Source organism: Pseudomonadota bacterium, assembly GCA_039196715.1.
Taxonomy (GTDB): domain Bacteria; phylum Pseudomonadota; class Gammaproteobacteria; order CALCKW01; family CALCKW01; genus CALCKW01.
This window is the reverse complement of sequence record JBCCUP010000149.1, coordinates 1-3,553: the sequence shown is the minus strand read 5'-3', so window position 1 is coordinate 3,553 and position 3,553 is coordinate 1. Positions and strand designations below refer to the sequence as shown.

Genomic DNA, 3,553 nt, shown 5'->3' with positions numbered 1-3,553 from the left:
CGGCTCATCTCATCCTGGGGCTGTAGCCGGTCCCAAGGGTATGGCTGTTCGCCATTTAAAGAGGTACGCGAGCTGGGTTCAGAACGTCGTGAGACAGTTCGGTCCCTATCTGCCGTGGGCGTTGGAGATTTGAGGGAATCTGCTCCTAGTACGAGAGGACCGGAGTGGACGAACCCCTGGTGTTCCGGTTGTCACGCCAGTGGCATTGCCGGGTAGCTATGTTCGGATGGGATAACCGCTGAAAGCATCTAAGCGGGAAGCCTCTCCCAAGATAAGATCTCCCTGGGCTCTTGAAGCCCCTGAAGGACCCTCGTAGACCACGAGGTTGATAGGCTGGGTGTGGAAGTTCGGTAACGGATGAAGCTAACCAGTACTAATTGTCCGTGCGGCTTGACCATATAACACCCAAACAGTTGGGTTGTACGTGCGACGCTTTGCATTACCCGCAGACATTCCGATCAATGGCACACGACAGAGAGCGTGTGCCGACAGTTTTCCTGGCGGCCATAGCGAACTGGTCCCACCCGATCCCATTTCGAACTCGGAAGTGAAACGGTTTTGCGCCGATGATAGTGTGGGGTCTCCCCATGTGAAAGTAGGTCACCGCCAGGTTTTATCCGAAGCCCCGGCCGCATCAGCCGGGGCTTTTTTTATGTCCGATTTTTAAACCGGCAGCCTCGAATCAGGCCTATATACTGAGGGGGGCGCTACGCCTACTGCGTGCCACGGGCGACGGTTCGATGATAGCGAGCCTGCGTTGTGGCGTAACGGCCCACCAACGTCAATGATTCGCACCGCTGGTGACGTCACCGCGCGGGCATCCGGTCCACACAACAGGAAGACACCGATGGCAGTACTCAGCTTTGTGCCGTTCACCTTGTTTTTGTTCTTGGCTTACAACGTGATGGTCTTTCTGGGCGGCATGCCGGAGCAGCTGGACAACAACCTGATGTCCGTGACACTGCCCTCGGGGTCCGAGTGGCAGATCAATGTCGGCGACGTGTTGATCATCATCGGAACAGTGATCCTGTTCGTCGAGCTGTTCAAGGCAACACGGACATCGCACAGCTCCATCGTGGACCATGTCCTCTCGATGATGGTGTTCGTTGCCTTCCTGGTGGAGTTCATTGTCGTGCAGGCGGCCGGGAACTCCGTGTTCTTCATCCTGCTGATGCTGTCGTTGGTCGACGTGGTCGCCGGGTTCACGGTGTCGATTGCGGCGGCACGGCGCGACTTCGGTATCAACCCCGACCTGCGCTGACGCGGCAGCGCAGGCGAGTTGCGAGCGGCTGCCCGCGGTATCAGCTGCTGTCGTAGTGAGCGCCTCTCACTCGCCAGAGGCGACAAAGGCCGGCAAGGTGTCCGGCAGCAACTCGCCCAGGTGTTTCTCAATCACCTTGCCGTTGCGGTCAAGTAGCACGCTGAACGGCAGGCTGCTCGACACGTTGCCGTAGTCGGCCATGGCAGCCTTGACGTCGGCGAAGCCGTGCGCGAAATCGAGTGAAACGGGGTGCTCGGCGAGAAAACGGGCAATGTTCTTCGGGTCGTCGTAGGCGACAGCGAGCACCCGCAACTCGTCGTCCGGGGTGTCACTCGCCAAGGTGCTCAACAACGGCAACTCCCGCAAGCACGGTGGGCACCACGTCGCCCAGAAATTGATCAGCACTTTGTCGGACGCGTAGTTGGCGCGCGTCACGGGTTCGCCGTCGAGACCGGTGAAGGCCCAGTCGTTCGTGGCGTCGCTCTGCCGCTGCCAGAGTGAGAAGCCCAGCCCCAGGCACAGCGCGAGGGCGATGGCGGCTGATTTGGTCAGGGTCGAGGTGGTCATCGGGCAGGTTCCGTTTACACGTTATTACACGGCCGCGGGCTTGAAGTGCACGGCCCACACGCCCATTGTGAGACCACGTCCGCGCTCAAAAGTATCCCCATGGCCCGTGGCTTTTTCATCACTTTTCTGCTGATGCCGATCATCGAGATCGCCCTTTTGATCCAGGTGGGCTCGCTGATCGGGGTGCTCTGGACGGTGTTGCTGATCGTGCTGACAGCGATTGTCGGCACGCTGCTGCTGCGTGCACAAGGCCTCAGCGTGCTGCTTCGCAGCCGCAGTGCCATGGCCGAGGGACGGATCCCGGCGAGTGAAATGGCCGAGGGCGTGGCGCTCGCGGTCGGCGGCGCCTTGCTGTTGACCCCGGGCTTCGTGACCGACGCGATCGGTTTCTGCCTGCTCGTGCCGACCACGCGTCGTGCGCTGGTGAGCTGGGTGTCCAAGCGGGTCGTGGTCCACACGGCGGCCGCTGGGCCGACGCCCGCAGGCACCCAAAACGGCCGCGGTCCCTCGCCGCATGCACCCATTGAGGGCGAATTCAGCCGCGACGACTGAATTTCGCCCCATTTGGGCTTGCTTTTGCCAATCTCGGCCCTATCATCAGCACTCCGAGACGGCGAGTGCTAACACCCGCCTGACCCCCATTTGTCTTTTAACCGATTTTTCGTGAGGAGAAGCCCATGAAAATCCGCCCTTTGCATGACCGCGTCGTCATCAAGCGTCTCGAAGAAGAGCGCACGAGCCCAGGTGGCATCGTGATCCCGGACAACGCCACAGAGAAGCCGATCCGCGGCGAAGTGCTCGCTGTAGGCAACGGCAAGGCCAACGACGCCGGCGACGTTCGCGCGCTGGACGTCAAGGTCGGCGATCAAGTGCTGTTCGGCAAGTACTCAGGCACCGAAGTCAAAGTCGACGGTGAAGAAGTGCTGGTGATGCGTGAAGACGACATCATGGGTGTCATCGAAGGCTAAATTGCCTCGAAACCGATTGAATTTAGAGGATTTTTTCCATGGCAGCTAAAGAAGTACGTTTTTCTGATGACGCCCGCACGCGCATGGCGCGCGGCGTCGACATCCTGGCCAATGCGGTCAAGGTCACCCTCGGCCCCAAGGGCCGCAACGTCGTGCTGGACAAGTCATTCGGCGCACCCGCCGTCACAAAGGACGGCGTGTCGGTGGCGAAGGAAGTCGAACTCGAGAACAAGTTCGAGAACATGGGCGCTCAGATGGTAAAGGAAGTCGCGTCCCAGACCTCCGACATCGCCGGTGACGGCACCACCACAGCCACCGTGCTGGCGCAGATCATCGTGCGTGAAGGCCTCAAAGCGGTCGCGGCAGGCCGCAACCCGATGGACCTCAAGCGTGGCCTGGACATGGCGTGCGGCGGCGCTGTGGCCGAACTGGCCAACATGAGCCAGCCCTGCAACGACGCCAAAGCCGTTGCCCAGGTCGGCACCATCTCTGCCAACTCCGACGAGTCCATCGGCGGCATCATCGCCGAGGCGATGGAGAAAGTCGGCAAGGAAGGCGTCATCACCGTTGAGGAAGGCAAGTCACTCGAGAACGAGCTCGACGTCGTCGAGGGCATGCAGTTCGACCGTGGCTACCTCTCGCCGTACTTCGTCAACAACCAGGAAAAAATGGCTGCAGAGCTCGAAGAGCCGTACATCCTGTTGCACGACAAGAAGATCTCCAACATCCGCGATCTGCTGCCGGTGCTCGAGTCGGT

5 protein-coding genes and 2 rRNA genes are annotated in these 3,553 nt (G+C 60.3%); 6 read left to right on the top strand and 1 reads right to left on the bottom strand.

Annotated features, from left to right (window positions below; all coding sequences use genetic code 11):
* From AAGA11_22840 to AAGA11_22830, 3 genes are all read left to right on the top strand, one after another.
* Positions 1-398, top strand: a 23S ribosomal RNA gene (locus tag AAGA11_22840); the annotation flags it as partial.
* A 98-nt stretch (positions 399-496) separates the two neighbouring features.
* Positions 497-612: ribosomal RNA gene (gene rrf, locus AAGA11_22835) — 5S ribosomal RNA — on the top strand.
* 235 nt (positions 613-847) lie between these two features.
* Positions 848-1,261: a hypothetical protein gene (locus AAGA11_22830; GenBank protein MEM9605712.1), complete on the top strand. Its 414-nt coding sequence runs from the start codon at positions 848-850 to the stop codon at positions 1,259-1,261.
* 66 nt (positions 1,262-1,327) lie between these two features.
* On the opposite strand, the gene AAGA11_22825 is transcribed toward AAGA11_22830, so the two are convergent.
* Entirely contained in the window at positions 1,328-1,828 is a 501-nt protein-coding gene (locus tag AAGA11_22825) for a TlpA disulfide reductase family protein (GenBank protein MEM9605711.1), read from the bottom strand.
* A gap of 99 nt (positions 1,829-1,927) precedes the next feature.
* Between AAGA11_22825 and AAGA11_22820 the strand changes: the two genes are divergently transcribed.
* The 3 genes from AAGA11_22820 to groEL form a co-directional block, all read left to right on the top strand.
* The gene (locus tag AAGA11_22820; GenBank protein MEM9605710.1) at positions 1,928-2,380 is read left to right on the top strand and encodes an FxsA family protein; all 453 of its coding nucleotides are present in this window, start codon (positions 1,928-1,930) and stop codon (positions 2,378-2,380) included.
* A gap of 125 nt (positions 2,381-2,505) precedes the next feature.
* A complete protein-coding gene (locus AAGA11_22815) occupies positions 2,506-2,796 on the top strand; it encodes a co-chaperone GroES (GenBank protein MEM9605709.1) in 291 nt (96 codons plus the stop codon).
* A 38-nt stretch (positions 2,797-2,834) separates the two neighbouring features.
* The coding region (groEL, locus tag AAGA11_22810) for a chaperonin GroEL (protein MEM9605708.1) at positions 2,835-3,553 on the top strand (719 nt) is incomplete at its 3' end.

Excerpts from the sequence above, each read along its gene's own strand:
- AAGA11_22820 (MEM9605710.1), top strand. The coding sequence starts at position 1,928 with ATGGCCCGTGGCTTTTTCATCACTTTTCTGCTGATGCCGATCATCGAG.
- AAGA11_22830 (MEM9605712.1), top strand. The coding sequence starts at position 848 with ATGGCAGTACTCAGCTTTGTGCCGTTCACCTTGTTTTTGTTCTTGGCT.
- AAGA11_22815 (MEM9605709.1), top strand. The coding sequence starts at position 2,506 with ATGAAAATCCGCCCTTTGCATGACCGCGTCGTCATCAAGCGTCTCGAA.
- AAGA11_22825 (MEM9605711.1), bottom strand. The coding sequence starts at position 1,828 with ATGACCACCTCGACCCTGACCAAATCAGCCGCCATCGCCCTCGCGCTG.